Origin of the sequence: Micromonospora sp. DT228 (genome assembly GCF_049841595.1) — a bacterium.
Taxonomy (GTDB): Bacteria; Actinomycetota; Actinomycetes; order Mycobacteriales; family Micromonosporaceae; genus Micromonospora.
The window spans coordinates 37,607-51,655 of sequence record NZ_JBNCKO010000032.1 but is presented as its reverse complement, the minus strand read 5'-3'; the positions used below and the strand labels follow the sequence as shown (position 1 = coordinate 51,655).

At 66.4% G+C, this 14,049-nt stretch carries 10 protein-coding genes and 1 pseudogene; 7 read left to right on the top strand and 4 right to left on the bottom strand.

Annotated elements, in window-relative coordinates; all coding sequences use genetic code 11:
- Window positions 1–557: 557 nt before the first annotated feature.
- Entirely contained in the window at window positions 558–1,139 is a 582-nt protein-coding gene (locus ACLQ29_RS34430; protein WP_425775544.1) for a hypothetical protein, read from the top strand.
- A 115-nt stretch (window positions 1,140–1,254) separates the two neighbouring features.
- On the opposite strand, the gene ACLQ29_RS34425 is transcribed toward ACLQ29_RS34430, so the two are convergent.
- Entirely contained in the window at window positions 1,255–1,716 is a 462-nt protein-coding gene (locus tag ACLQ29_RS34425; protein WP_425775543.1) for a hypothetical protein, read from the bottom strand.
- Window positions 1,717–1,842: 126 nt separating this feature from the next.
- On the bottom strand, window positions 1,843–2,115 hold the full coding sequence (locus tag ACLQ29_RS34420; protein WP_425775542.1) for a hypothetical protein: 273 nt from the start codon (window positions 2,113–2,115) through the stop codon (window positions 1,843–1,845).
- 77 nt (window positions 2,116–2,192) lie between these two features.
- Between ACLQ29_RS34420 and ACLQ29_RS34415 the strand changes: the two genes are divergently transcribed.
- The 6 genes and pseudogenes from ACLQ29_RS34415 to ACLQ29_RS34390 all read left to right on the top strand — a co-directional run bounded on the left by ACLQ29_RS34415 (window position 2,193) and on the right by ACLQ29_RS34390 (window position 7,713).
- Window positions 2,193–2,915, top strand: coding sequence for a hypothetical protein (locus ACLQ29_RS34415; protein WP_425775546.1), 723 nt, complete (start codon window positions 2,193–2,195; stop codon window positions 2,913–2,915).
- Window positions 2,908–4,134, top strand: coding sequence for a TRM11 family SAM-dependent methyltransferase (locus ACLQ29_RS34410; protein WP_425775541.1), 1,227 nt, complete (start codon window positions 2,908–2,910; stop codon window positions 4,132–4,134). Before ACLQ29_RS34415 ends, ACLQ29_RS34410 begins: the two co-directional genes overlap by 8 nt.
- Complete coding sequence (locus tag ACLQ29_RS34405; protein ID WP_425775540.1) at window positions 4,134–4,343, top strand: helix-turn-helix transcriptional regulator; 210 nt, start codon at window positions 4,134–4,136, stop codon at window positions 4,341–4,343. The genes ACLQ29_RS34410 and ACLQ29_RS34405 overlap by 1 nt, the downstream gene beginning before the upstream one ends.
- Window positions 4,344–4,347: 4 nt before the next feature.
- On the top strand, window positions 4,348–5,559 hold the full coding sequence (locus tag ACLQ29_RS34400; protein ID WP_425775539.1) for a tyrosine-type recombinase/integrase: 1,212 nt from the start codon (window positions 4,348–4,350) through the stop codon (window positions 5,557–5,559).
- 627 nt (window positions 5,560–6,186) lie between these two features.
- Window positions 6,187–7,266: pseudogene (gene ligA, locus ACLQ29_RS34395) on the top strand (NAD-dependent DNA ligase LigA); the annotation flags it as partial.
- Between the two features lie 12 nt (window positions 7,267–7,278).
- Window positions 7,279–7,713 (top strand): restriction endonuclease, encoded by a 435-nt coding sequence (locus tag ACLQ29_RS34390; protein WP_425775545.1) that lies wholly within the window; start codon window positions 7,279–7,281, stop codon window positions 7,711–7,713.
- 285 nt (window positions 7,714–7,998) lie between these two features.
- Here ACLQ29_RS34390 and ACLQ29_RS34385 read toward each other — a convergent pair whose 3' ends face one another.
- Both ACLQ29_RS34385 and ACLQ29_RS34380 read right to left on the bottom strand, forming a co-directional pair.
- Window positions 7,999–10,029, bottom strand: coding sequence for an AAA family ATPase (locus tag ACLQ29_RS34385; protein ID WP_425775538.1), 2,031 nt, complete (start codon window positions 10,027–10,029; stop codon window positions 7,999–8,001).
- Entirely contained in the window at window positions 10,026–13,385 is a 3,360-nt protein-coding gene (locus ACLQ29_RS34380; RefSeq protein WP_425775537.1) for a helicase-related protein, read from the bottom strand. Before ACLQ29_RS34380 ends, ACLQ29_RS34385 begins: the two co-directional genes overlap by 4 nt.
- Window positions 13,386–14,049: the final 664 nt, after the last annotated feature.

The window sequence follows — 14,049 nt, the reverse complement described above, 5'->3', positions numbered from 1 at the left end:
AGCCAGACGAGCCCACTACGCCCGCCGCCTCAACCTCGAATTCCAACCATGATCACGAATGGCGGCTGTCGTACTAGGCGAAGAAGTCAGGTAACACTCCGAACGAGTAACGGACCACACGAACACCTCTGCACTGTCACAGGTGTTCGTGTGGTCCAGTCGAGTCCGCGACCGAGAGAGGGCAGCCAGCGGCCGAAGGTGAGCCTTGTGCGCGAAAGTCGATAACCACGTTGGACAGATGCGGCAAAAGTGTCTTCTGAAGTCCCGTGAGCACGGCCCAGATGTTGGTAGTCCACCAGCCGCCGTCACAAGATCAGCGACAGAGCCGCTAAACGTGCACAGCGTCCTGCAGACGGCGGAGGCACGCCCGAGCCTTCAGCCGCCCGCGAGCCGGTCAGCGGATTCAGCGAGCTCCACAGGAACGTGCGGCCGGCCATCGTGACGTTCCGTCACCAGCGAGCCAGCACCGGCGGTATGGCGTATCCGCTTCTGCCGATGAGCGGATGCCGCTGAGGACAAACCCGGAGGCGTCCAGGCTGACTGTTATCGTCCGACGCGTGAAGAGCGAGAACGAGATCCTGGAGCTGGTACTCCAAGATCGAATTCTCGCCGACCTGCTGCGAGAAGTTTGCGAGTTTGACTTGACGCGCGGGGATTACTGCGAGCATGTTCGGGTGTCGTCCGGGGCGGCGCTGAAGGTCGTGGCCGGGGACTTCACTGGCGGAAGGTTCTTCCTCTGCGGAGAGCCTCGCTCAATCCGGCCGGTACTGTATGCCAGCTCCGAGGGTCAAGCTGGCCTTATCGGCCGGAGCCTTGCCGAAGCTCTGCAGTTCATGGTGGGGCTGCCCTCCTGGTGGGACTGCCTGAAGTTCTCCGGCGACGGTGATGTGGTCACCATGAATCTGGCTGCTGAGCACCTGCAGCGCGACGAGCTCACAGACCGGCCAGGGATTACGGCTCGGCGAAGCCAACTCGCCACGGCCCTGTCACTGGACCTGGAGACTGTCCCGGTACTGGTGACCCGCTTGCGCGACGTGGTGGTCGGCACCACCCCGGATTTTGTGTTCACTGACGAAACCGGGGAGTACGAGTCGCTGTTCGGGCCATGGCATCCAAGCCGCAATCCCTCCTGGACGTGAGGGGTAATACCCCTACCATCCGGTAAGCGCCCAAACACGTGCGCGGATCTGCCGCGGTTCGTGCGCCGCCGTGACGACGGCGGATGTCCGGGCTCGGGGTTCGAGGCTGCCGCTCCTATCCTCGTAGTTGACGACCCCGCCACGGCAGGTAGGCGGCAGCCGTCCCCGCGAGGCTGCCGACGGACAGGGCGACGGCCAGCGGCAAGAACAAGTCCCACGGCGCCCGCAGCCCGTCTTCGACAACGACGCCGACTACCAGGCACGCCGCAGCCGTCACCAGGAAGAAGACCGTCACTCGTAGGCGGTATCCCCGGCGGACCCGAGGGGTCCCGGCAGCGGCCAGGGCGGCTGTGCCTGCGTGCTCCGCCCACCCGAAGCCCACCGCCGCCAGGCAGATCACCAGGCCAACGACGACGCCGAACAGCGAGTCGCCCGCAGTGCTCCGCAACGCCCTGGACAGCGGCGGATCAGGGATACCCGACCCCTCGGTGAAGATGAGGCCCCCCGCTCGGCCGTATGTCCAGCCCGGCACCGCCGCGGGTTGCGACTCACGTTGCCCGGCGGTCTCTGCTCCCATCCGCCCAGTGTCAGTCGGCGATCAGCCGCTGTCGACCATGCCGACGAAACCGGCCTCCCTCGAAGTTGGCGAGTCTTGCGCTCATGCCGCGATGCGCGCTGCGGCTCAGGCGCCAAAGAGTCACCCTCAATTATCACAATCTTGGCTCGGCTCGGACAGCCGAGCGTCGCTGAAGTTGATGGCCAGATTGACGGCAGGATGGAGGATCTCCGAGATCAATCGTTGAGCGTCGTTATGGACCTGTGCATGTTCGGGCGTACCCCGTTGGGCACGTTGGCCCGTACGCCGACGGATGTCGTCGACAGCCGGTGTCTCGACGGCTCTGACCTGCGTATTCAACCCGTTGAGGATCTTGTTCGACCGGGTGGCGTCGAGCGACGCACCCCGGATCGGCAGCAAGCGCGGCTTCCAATCCGAGGCTCGGATTTGTAATCCCCTAGTGTCAGCGCTTGTCGGCGGACGTGGCCCACACGCCCATGCCGAATCCCAGCTCCACCGCCCCCGGTGACCGGCCTCAGCCGGCACCGGTCGGGCTGCTTCTTCCCCGAACCCGCGTCCCGCGCACGGCCCGTCCGGGAGTGCCGGACTGGCACGGGCTATCCCCGAACTATCTCGCCTACCTCATCCGCCGCTATACCCACGTCGGTGACGTGGTGCTCGACCTCGACGCGCACCCCGCCGCCACCGCTGCGACCGCCTACCTGGACCGGGTACCGGCCCGGCTGGTCACCGGTCGCCACGGCCTGTATGTGCGGCTCATGCCGCCCGCTCCCGAACACTGGACGCGGCGCGCCATGCGACGTCCCGGCCCACGTGTCGACCTGATCCTGGCGGCCCTGCCGCAGGGCGCACAGGGCCTCGCCCGAGACGGCATCGCCACAGCAATGAGCACCTGGCGGCCTCTGCTGCGCCCCGGCGGTTCCCTGCTCGTGGGGCTTAACGCCTCGCAGCCTCAGCCGGGCGAGGTAAGCCACCGCGCCACGGTCATCGCCGCCGCCCGCGCCGCCGGGTTCTTCTACCACCAGCACATCCCCGCCGTCCTCGTCCCGCTGCCCGAGCACGAGCCGCGCACCGCCCCGGAACACCCCGACGAGGCCGACGACGGCCGACGTCTGCTCGCCGGCCGCCACCTGCCGACCTTCCGAGACCTGCTCGTATTCGCCACCACCGCCACCGGTGAGGAGAACGCCCGTGCCTGAGCCCCGTCCGCCGTTCCACACCGCCGGCCCCCACGACTCCGAACCGCCGTACCCCGGCGCGTCCGACCTGGCAGCCCTGCTCGCCGAGGGCTACCTCGGCTCGGTCTGGCTCACCGGTCAAACCGCATCGCGGGACCTGCGGCGCGGCCGGTATACCCCGGAGTCGTTGACGCACCCCGGCAAGATGCTGCCGACCATCCCCCGGTACGCCATCCGCACCTACACCAACCCCGGTGACGTGGTGTTCGATCCCATGGCCGGCATCGGTACCACCGTCATCGAGGCCATGCGCCTCGGCCGTCACGGCGTCGGGGTCGAGTACGAAGCGGAATGGGTCGCCAGGGCGGCGGACAACATCCGCCACACCCTCCAGACCGGGGCATCGGGCCGGGGCGAGATCTACCACGGGGACTCAACCGCGCTACCGGCACTGCTGCCGGCCAGCCTGCACGGGCAAGTCTCCTTGGTGATCACCTCACCGCCGTACGGGTCGTCCACCCACGGCCACGTTCGCACGCCCGGCCCGAGACGAGGCAAGGTCCGCAAGATCAACCACAGGTATGGCGGCGCGGACAACCTCGCCTACCGCAGTCACGGCGAGCTGGCTGACGGGTTCACCGCGATCCTCGCCGGATGCCGGACACTGCTGCGTCCCGGCGGGCACGTCGTCGTCACCGCCCGCCCCTACCGCCGCCACGGCGAACTCATCGACATCCCCGGGATGGTCGTCGCCGCCGGCATCAACGCCGGCCTCGAACTCGTCGAGGAATGCATCGCCCTCATCTGCGGCGTCCGCGACAGCGTGATCATCCCCCGGGCCTCGTTCTTCCAGCAGAAGAACACCCGTGACGCCATCGCCACCGGCGACCCGCAATGGCTCGTCCAGCATGAAGACGTCGTGGTCCTCCGCGCCCCGCAGTCACCCCGGCACGACTTCACCCAGAGCCGATCAGCCAGCGCCCATGCGCACGCTGATCGGCTTGATGCCTTCACCCCGTCCCGGATGGATCGACGTGCACACCCGGCGCGCCCGGCGAACAGCAAACCCAACGGCAGCGCCACCGACACCCGGTCCCACGCGGGCCGGGACGTTGAAAGGACACCCGATCCGTGCCCGCCCAACTCACAGCCCATCCCCGGGGTCATACGGCCCAATGCAACCACCGACCCAGGCAGGCCATACCCGCAGCCCAGTTCGCCCGTCACGGCGGGTCAGTGATGACCGCCCCGACTCCCGCCGAGTGGCGACCCGACCCTCTCCTGACCATCGATGACGTCGCCGCCTGGCTAGGCAAGCCGAAGAACACCCTCTACGCCTGGCACAGCCGAGGCAAGGGACCACGCGCCATCCGCGTCGGCAACACCCTGCGCTACCGGCGCAGCGAAGTCGAACGCTGGCTCGACGACCACACCGACGCGGAGCGCTGACCCCATGGCCCGACCTGAACTACCCCTCGGCACCTGGGGCAAGATCCGCACCCAGAAACTCGGACCCAATCGGTTCCGCGCACGAGCACGGTTCCGCGACTACGACGGCAAGACCCGCGACATCGAGGCCACCGGCACCACCGACCCGGCCGCGGAACGAGCGCTGAAGGTCAAGCTACGGGACCGCACCACTCCCAACGACGACGAGATCACCCGCGAGACCCGCCTCAGCACACTCGCCGACCTCTGGATCGAAGAGATCACCACCGAGGAACGGATCGCACCACAGACCATCCAGCGATACGAAACCAGCACGCGCAACGCGATCCTGCCCGCCCTGGGGAACCTCCGAATCAGAGAAGCCAGCGTCGGGCGCCTGGATCGGTTCCTGCGCGACATCGCCAAGGACCATCCCTCGGCGGCCAAGGGCGCCAAAGTCGTCTTGAGCCAGATGTTCGCCCTGGCCGTTCGCCACGGCGCGATCCCCACCAACCCCGTACGCGACACCGGCCGGCTCCGCAAACCCCGCCGCACGGTCGTCGCCCTCACCGACGAGAACCTCCAGGCCGTCCGGACGGCGATCCGCGACTGGCAGCGACCAATCCCCGGAAAGCCTGGACCACGGCACAGCGGCGACCTCGCGGACATCGTCGACCTGATGCTCGCCACCGGCGCCCGCATCGGCGAGATCCTTGCCCTGCGATGGGAGGACCTCGACCTCGCCGCCGAACGCCCCACCCTGACCATCTGCGGCACGCTCGTCTTCGTCAAAGGCCAGGGCTTCTTCCGCCAACCCTGGACCAAGAGCGACGCCGGCTGGCGCATTGTCGTCCTGCCCCGGTTCGCCGTCGGCATGATCATGGCCCGCAAGCTCGTCGCCCCCGACAACCCCCACGACGCAATCTTCGCCTCCCGACGCGGCACCTGGCTGTCGCCCAACAACGTCCGCCGTCAGTGGCGCGAGGCTCGCACCGACACCGACCTCGCCTGGGTCACTCCCCACACCTTCCGCAAGACCGTAGCCACCCTCATCAAGGAAGAGACCGACACGAAAAGCGCCGCAGCGCAGCTTGGACACTCCAGCGAGGAGGTCACCGCCACGTACTACATCGCCAAGCCCGCCCAAGCCCCGGACGTCTCGGACATCCTCGAGCGACTCGGCACCGACTGCGGGCCACGTCCCACACCCCCATTGCCAAACGATGCGCAGGATTGACGAACCTGGTTACCGACCCCGGTAAATGGGGGGTTTTCGGGGGGCGGTTCAAAACCCCATAGACAAACTTAAAGCCCTGACCAGCGTTTCCGCTGGTCAGGGCTTTTTGTCTGTCGGGACGGCCGGATTCGAACCGACGACCCCTTGACCCCCAGAGAACTAGCCGATCTACCGACACCTGCCGGACAGTGTCAGATCGTGCCGCAACCGCAGGTCAACGGTCAGGTGAGAAGCCATGCTGTGTCACCCTCTCCCGGGTCTTCCCGGACCGTCCGTGAGACGGCTGTGAGATATCACGCCGCGCCTGGGGGCGCTGGACATCCTTCGCCAGCGCCCCCGATTCTCGGCAAGCACAGGCCCAGTCGCCGGTCGTCCACCCGCCCCCGAGGCGAGGCGTTCGCCGAGCGTGTCCGGGGGCAACTCTCTCGTCCGTCATGGTCAGCGCAGTCGGAAGTCCCCAATCGTCTTGGCGTCCAGCAACTGCTTCCCGTCCTCGCCCAGCACGTCGGCCCAGCCCGCCTAGGAATCCGATGCCCAGCGCGCCCGGCGCGGGTACGGCTTCCCGGCCACCAGATGTCGGCCGAGCCCGCTACGGTGCGGAGGTAGGGCGAGCACGGAGGTCAACTGGTGTCAGAGGAAACGATTCCGCAGCAGGTTACCGCCGGTCAGGAGGCGGCGGCCGGTGCGGACCCGGGCGTGGCCGAATGGGATCGGCACGCCGAGCTCGCCGCCGAGATCACCGACCACGAGTACCGCTACTACGTGCTGGACACGCCGGCCATTCCGGACGCGCACTTCGACCGGATGCTGCGCGAGTTACAGTCGCTGGAGAAGAGCTTCCCGTCGCTACGCACCCCGAGATCGCCCACCCAACGGGTCCGCGGCACCTTCTCCACCCTGTTCGCGCCAGTCACGCACATCGAGGGGATGATGTCGCTCGACAACGCCTTCGACCTCGCGGAACTGGCCGGGTGGGCCGAGCGGGTCGCGCGGAACTCCGATGGCGCGGTCAGCTGCCTGTGCGAGCCGAAGGTCGACGGACTGGCGATCAACCTCACCTACGAGAGCGGCCGGCTGGTCCGAGCCGCGACCCGGGGAGACGGCCGCACCGGGGAGGACGTCACGCCCAACGTGCGGACCATCCGGGCGGTGCCGGATCGGCTGGCCGACCGCGCCGGAGTGCCGGAGTTGCTGGAGGTACGGGGCGAGATCTACCTCCCGGTCGCGGATTTCGCCGACCTCAACGCGTCCCTGGTCGAGCGGGGCAATCGGCCATTCGCCAGTCCGCGCCACGCGGCGGCTGGCAGCCTACGGCAGAAGGACCCCCGGATCACCGCGTCGCGCCCGCTGCGGATGGTGGTGCACGGCATCGGCGCGCGGCGAGGCTTCGAACCGGTAACCCAGTCCGAGTCGTACGCGACGCTGCGCGCCTGGGGGCTGCCAACCAGCGACCGGTGGCGGGTGGTGCCGGACCTAGCCGGCATTCGCGACTACATCGATTACTACACCGAACGCCGGCACGACGTCGAGTACGAGATGGACGGGGTGGTGGTTAAGGTCGACCCAGTCGCCCTCCAGGGTCGGCTCGGCTCCACCAGCAGGGCGCCCCGGTGGGCGATCGCCTTCAAGTACCCGCCGGAGGAGATGACCACCAAGCTGCTCGACATCAAGGTCAACGTCGGGCGTACCGGTCGGGTCACGCCGTTCGATTGGGAGGCGCTGAAGTCAGGCGACTTCGAACGGCTGCTACACGACCTTTTGCGGCTTCTACCTGGCTACCAGAATGTTCAGCTGCTCATGAAGGAAAACGCCGCAGACCGCGGGCGCGACATCTCGACCGAGCGCGTGATCACCGATGGCTCAGGCAGCGTTCGGACCGAGCGGGTGATGGTCCAAGCCAAGCACTGGCTGTCGAAGTCGGTACCGCCTGAGGAGATCAGCAGCACCGTGACCAGGATCGCCTTGTGGGCGCCTCCAGTGGTTCGAGGTCTCATAGTCGCGACGACTGGGCACTTCACACCAGACGCCGTGGCTTGGACGGAAAAGCACAATGACGCCGGCAAGCTTCCGTTCATCGATCTCTGGGCGGAGAGCAAGCTGGCGACGTTGCTGTCGGAAAGACCCGCGTTGGCAGCGCAGTACGGACTCCGATGAGAGAGCGATGCGCGCCATGTTCCCGACTGACCGACCCCGGCCGTCGGTGCAGGTTTGGCCCTGTCCAACACGCGTGCGGCCTTTCAGAACAGGCCTAAACCGCCCTCCCCTGCCGGAGCCGGAGCGCCCCCGCCCGAGGCGCCGTAACCGCTACCACGTCACCGCCGCCAACTCGCCGACCTGGCCGACGTGCGCTGCCCCAACGCTGCCGGGATCCGCGTGTGCTACCAACGGCGTGTGCTGGAAGCGTGTGACTGCGGCGGCTGGGTGTGCGGTGCAGGGTTGCTATCTCTTCCGTAGCCGCTCGGACAGCGGCTTGGCATGAACGACGACCAACTCGCGGTTCGGCCGGGTGAGTGCGGTATAGAGCGGCCCCTGCCGGCCGAGATTCTGCGGAAAATCGGCAGGCTCAACAACGACGACGGCGTCGAACTCCAAGCCACGGGCGGTATCCGGGTGGGCCACGATCACTTCGCGATCCGAGTACTGCCAGGTGAAGCGGTCGCTGACCGATCGCGCCCAACCCGCCAACCGCAGCGTGGTTTCCACAGCTTTCGGATCGGCGGTGATGACGGCCAAGGTGCCCTCGGGATAGACGGCCTGCAGGCGGGTGAGGTGGCGGACTACTGAGGCAGTTAGATCCGAGGGCTTGCACTTCTCGACGGTCGGCTCTGGCCCCTGCTCTTGAAAGGCCAGGACCGCACGCTCCGCAGCGGGAAGGAGCCGATTAGCGTACTGGAGAATCGGCCGGGTGGACCTGTATCCGCGGTCGAGCCGGTGAATCGGGGGATCGCCGTACGGGATGGTGAGCAGGTCGAGGATCTGTCGCCAGGACGCCAACGTGTGGTCGGAACGCCGCTGGTTGAGGTCACCGACGATGGTCCACGCATGAGCTTCGTTCATCGACGCGAGTAGGGCCCATTCCAGCGGGGTCACGTCTTGCGCCTCATCGACGATGATGTGCTCGATGCCTACGAGGTCGGGTGGTTTGGCGACCTCCCATTGGATGGTCGCGAGCATTGGGGTGTGCGCTCGCATGGTCAGCGCGTCCCGGGCTGGTGGGAGCCTGCGCAGGTACGCGGCCCACTCCGGATCCTCCGCCACTGGCTGATCAATGCTGCCATTGCGGCGCAGATGATCATAAACGTCGTCGCATGTCGGTCGTGTTCCTCCGGCCTTGAGCCGCGTGACCGTAGCGCGCACGAACATGGCCAGTTGTTGATCGACGTCCTGCCAGGACCGGGAGATGCTTCCCCGGGGTTCGCCCCGCTCGCCGAGGATGCGAAGCATCAGCTGGGGTAGTGAGAGGACCCGGACCCGTGGTGATCCTCCGGTGAGCCGGTCGATCGCCGCCTGCACGTGCCGTGAGTAGCCGCTGGTCGGTCCAACGATCAAGACGTCACCATCGAGGGTGTTCTCCTCTGGGGTGTCGTCGTTAATCAGGTAGGCGGCCCGGTGAGAGGCGATGATCGTTTTACCGGTACCAGGTTGCCCCTCGACGATCATGCTTCCCATTGCTGGCGCGGTAACCAGGTCGTACTGGTCGGGCTGAAGCGTGGCGAGCACCGGGGCAAGGCTCCTCGTGCGAGGAGCGGCGAGCCGCGCGCGCAGCAGAGCCTGCGCACGAATAGGCATTGGGGTTGGGCGCCCGGTCTGAGCGGGCAGACTAGGAGACGGGGCGTCGGGCCGGATGGTCGGAACAGCTTTGCCCACGGGTTGTGCCGTGGGGACAGCAGCGGTGTCAGCAACGAACAGGTTCTGCGGCGGGCTTGCCTGCTGAACTACCGCCGGTGTCGTTGTTCGTGGTGCTTCGCGGGGCGGCGTGGGCGGGCGGAGCGTGCGGCTCGGTGCGGCAGGGACGGTGAGTGTGCGCTTGCGGAAAGGCTGCTCTGGTACGTCCTCGCACACCCGCTCGTCGTCGAAGTCGACGATCTCCTCGCCCCGGTGTTCGAAGGCGCGGATGACAGCGACCTCTTCGCAGAATTCATGGTGCCGGGACCCGCGGAAGAACGTGCAGGCCACGGGAGCCGCCCAGCTGAAAACGTACACGCCGTCGAGGTTGACGTAGGCTTCGCCGATGTAGAAGTCGCCGTGCCCCTCGAGAAGTTCCTCGTCAGGCTTTCTCAGGGCCACGCGACCGACGAGAGCTCCGAACGGCATGGCGGGGCTTTGCGGCAAGCCACTACCAGTCCAAAAATTGTTGCGCGATCCCTGATGCATGATGGGCCTGCTCGCCCTGTCCTGGACCGCGCGGCGATAGCGCTTCTGAGCGGTCCGTTCGTCCTCAATGTCGAGCTGTTTCCTTCCCAGCGTCATTCCGTCTCCGTCTGGTCGAGAATCTGAACAACACATGCGGCGAGCGGCTCGAGCCTGATTTCAGGCTGGCCGGCTGCGCGGATGTCCTGGATCAATGCGGTGAACTTCTCCTCCGCGCGGCGTTCTTGGCCTCGGAACCCCGCGACGGCGCGGCGCGCGCGGCCGCGAGATAGGGCTGTCTCGATTCGCTTGCGGATCGTCGCTAGCTTGCGCTGGTGCTGCGCGGTGATAGTGGCGATCCGAGCCTCCTGCAGCGCCTCGAACTCGAGGTCGCGCCGGGACTGCTCCTCCAAGTGCCGTAGGTGCAGACGATCCATGGCACGCTCGGCGAGCCTGGGAAGCCGGTTGATGGTCGGCAGCGGCGCATCGACAAGCCTGCCCTCCGCAAGCGCCGCCAGCAATGCATCCGCGGGTCCTTCGCCGGCATTGCGCCCGGTGTCGGTGACGGCAGCGCCCCAGATTTCGTCGCCACGTCGGGACGCCGTTGCCGCCGTCGCGAGGACGACGACGTATGTCCCGGGTGAAACCTCAGTTGGATCTCCAGAGATCCGCAACGATGCGAAACGCGCCTGACGGTGCCCGGGGATGGCCGCAGCAGCCATAGTGAGCGGGCTCGTGGCGGTGAGCAGGGTGCCGCCGGTAGTGCGGGCGTGTTCCTGGTCGAGGACGAGCGTGAGCGGCAGCTCGTTACGTAGCTGCGAAGAGATCGAACGTGTCTCGGTACGGGAACGCTGGGAGGACTTGGCGAGATCGTCAACGCGGGCCGCCATGGCGGCGTTTCCACGTAGCTCCAAGGTCAGGCCGTCGGTCGAGATCCTCACGCCGTTCGCCGCATCGGTGCGCACCCAGTCATCGAGTAGCAGAGCGAGTTCGCGCTGCCCGATGTAGCGGCCGGTCCGCACCAGGTCATCCTCAAGCCCTGCGACGTCGACGTCGTTGCTCACCAGCAGCGCACTCGATGCGTCGGAGACGTCCCGCAGGCCGGCGCGCTGCTCCTCAATGGCTGTCAACGCCTCATGGAGCTTCTGCTCCCGCTGCGCCTCGGTGAGCGTGAAGTCGAAACCTGCCTGCAGCGCTCTCGGCGCCTGCGCAGAGATGATGGGCTCCAGCGCGCCGATGGACGATTCGAAGATCTCGATGCGATCCAGCAGGCGGGCAAGGATTCGCTCGTCGATGGTCTCCTCGTTGACAAAGTTGACTACGAGGATCGTCTCCTCCTTCTGCCCGATCCGGTCGATTCGGCCGATACGCTGCTCGATTTCCATGGGGTTCCACGGCAGGTCATAGTTGATGACCGCCGAACAGAACTCGAAGTCCAGACCTTCGCTCGCTACACGATTAGCGAGCACGAAATCATAGGCACCAGAACGGAAGTCGCCCATGATTTGGCGGCGCGCTTCGCGGCTGACACCGCCGTGCATGACTGCGACTTTGAACTCGGCGCCGAGACGGTCGGCAAGGTAGGCCAGGGCGGGCCGGGAGTGCGTGAAGAGCAGCGCCCGGCGCTGCTGCTGGTGCAGCCCGTGCAGCACCTTCCGTAGGGCGTCGAACTTGGTGTCGACGCCCTCGGGGAGACGCTGCGCGGCCGCAATGAGGTCGGCGTGCGGCTCGAGCCGGTAGGCTGCGGCATCCGAGTCAGCGTCGGTGATGTCCCCGAAGGCTGCCGGGTTGAGCACCGCCTGACGCGCCATCGGCAGGCATGCGCTCGCCAGGCGCAGCGGCATCTGCATCGCAAAATAGAGGTTGCTGTCCATCGCCGCTGCACGGTTTACGCACCACTGGACGTACTCCGAGTAGAAACCTGACTCCGCATCGGTCCACTCGATTTTCTGCCGATCCTCGGTGCGCTTGGCTTTCCGGTCGTCGACCTCGACCTTTTTAGTGCGGGTGATGACCGTGGAGAGGGTGTTCAGACCTGCCAGGTAGCGTTTGGCGTCGACGATGTCGCGAGGCGTCAGCTCGTCCTTGCTCAGTACTTCCCGCAGAAGCCCGAAGTCGGGTCGGCGCATGAGCGGAGCGCCGAGCGACGTGGTCCTGAGCTCATTAAGCTGCCGGATCAGCTGCCGACCCCGGGCTCCCTTCTCGCCGAGCCTGGCCGTGACCGCGTTGATGATCCGGTTTGGCTCCAACCGTAGCTGCAGGTCCAGGCTGCTCCCGTAGTCCTCGGGCGCGAGAAGTTCTAGTAGGTTGAGCAGGTCCTGCTCGTGAAGATTGATCGGCGTCGCGGTGAGGAAAACCAGGTTCGCAGCCCAATCCGCTAGCTCCGTGCCGAGCGCATAGCTCTTGGTGTCCTGGTTTCGCATGGAGTGCGCTTCGTCGACGATCACCAGGTCGAACTCGGGCGGCACGGATTGCAAATCCTCCAGCCCGCCCCAGCTACGCAGGCGTTCGAGACTGCAGATGTAGGCCTGGCGAGACGGTAGCCGGTTCTGCTGGTGGCGTTCGAGAAAGGCTTTGAGGCTCGCGCTGTCGAGCTCCGTGAGCTCGAAATCGAAGCGGTCCTCCATCTCCTCTTTCCACTTGCCGAGCAGGCTCGACGGGCACACGACCAAGACGCGGTCGGCCTCTCCACGAGCCTCAAGCTCGGTCCAGATGAGGCCAGCTTCGATGGTCTTGCCGAGGCCCACCTCGTCGGCGATAAGCAACCTCGCTTTGCCGGTCTGCAAAAGCTTGAGCACCGGCTTGAACTGGTATGGCCGGAACGTCGTTCGCGTGGCGCGAAACGAGAAGAGCGTGTTGGCAAATTTTCCCAGCAGTTTCGCGCGAGTGAGCGTGGCACCGAACCTACTCGCCGGCGTTGGCTCGCGGGTCACCCACGTGGGTGGGGCTTCCATCTGCGGACGCGGGCGCAGCCGAGGCTCCACTACGTCCTGCTGGCGGCCCTCAACCATCACGGTGTAGGTCCAGTGCTCTCGGAGGAACCTACGGTCCCGCACCACCACGTCCGCACCGCCGGGGTGAGTCAGAGCAGCGTCATTGACCGTAAAGATCGGCGCGGGGACCGTCGCGGCCTTGTGCCACAACTCCTCGGCCCAGGCCCACGCAGCGAGTAGAGGATGCTCGGGCTCAAGGCCATAGGGCGACTCCACCATGCCGCCGCCTGGCGGGGCACCGACTGCGACCTGCAGGATAATTGAGCCATCGTCAACCCCTTGGAACCAGTAGATGCCCTCGGGAAGTTCCACCTCCGGCTGCCACAGCACCCGGCACTCGTTCACGTGGTCGGCAAGCGACCGCACGGGTGTGTCCATGACGAGCGCTCGCCCGAACTGACCCCGGCCAAGCGCGACGTCGACCCGCTCGTGGTCGGGGAAATAGCCGAACGTCACATCATCGGTCGAAGAGGTGGGCGTCACCAAGGCACTCCCTGCTTTCCACCGACTGCCGAGTTTCCACCAGCTGGCGAGCAGAGGCGGCGGCCATCGAACGCTCCGGTGTCGCCGCAGACCCTGCCGTTCATCGGAACGACTCCTTGACCTCGTGGTTCAATCTGCCCAGTTCGAAGACGGACGATACCGCGCGCAGCACCGGCGGCGCTGAGTTCCCGGTCGCGGAGGAACACAAATGCGTGTGACACGTTCTTCCCCTTTAGAACGCGGCCGCAGCCGTAGAGCGACTATGCAAGTGAGCGGTGGCAAGCACAAGGCAAGCAGCAGGCCACAATCATTGCTGTGCCTGATCGGCCGAACCAGTAATGCCATGATCGTTCATGCCGTCACCCGATTGGGGGAACGACAAGTCGCAGTCTCCGTGCAGGAGCCGGGCTCACCGGATCTGCGTGGCGCTGGTGTTGTCTGACCTGCCGAACTGCGGCAGAACGGAGTTGAAGGCTGATACCAGCTGCTGATGGCGTCCTTTGGAGCCGGCAAAGCTCAGCCCACCGCCATGGACAGAACGAAAGCCGTCCTGCCATCCTGTCTGCCGTCGACCCGCCCGCCGGGGAGCGGACCGTCGCCCGGCCCGCCAGGTCAAGCGAACCTGGAACGCTCGTACGGACGCTGGTGGGTCGGGCGGCGGTCT